General features: G+C 55.8%; 1 pseudogene. It reads right to left on the reverse strand.

Annotated features, from left to right (window positions below):
• A pseudogene (locus U5A67_RS40630) lies at nt 1-274 on the reverse strand (hopanoid biosynthesis associated radical SAM protein HpnJ); the annotation flags it as partial.

Below are 274 nucleotides of genomic sequence, written 5' to 3' on the forward strand. Positions count from 1 at the left end.
CACCGCCTGTTTGTAGAGCGTCGTGCCCGGATACGGCGCAGCCAACGAAACCTGAATCGTGTGCGGATTGATTTCCTTTGCGTACTCGATGGTCTTTTTAATCGTGTCCTGCGTCTCGCCCGGCAGACCCAGAATAAACGTGCCGTGAATCTTGATGCCGAGCTTCTTGCAATCGCCGCTAAAACGGCGGGCGAAATCCGTGCGTACGCCCTTCTTGATGTTCACGAGAATCTGGTCGTCGCCGGATTCGAAACCCACCAGCAGCAGACGCAGT

It is taken from the genome of Paraburkholderia sp. J69-1, assembly GCF_905220255.1.
In the GTDB taxonomy this organism is placed as follows: Bacteria; Pseudomonadota; Gammaproteobacteria; order Burkholderiales; family Burkholderiaceae; genus Paraburkholderia.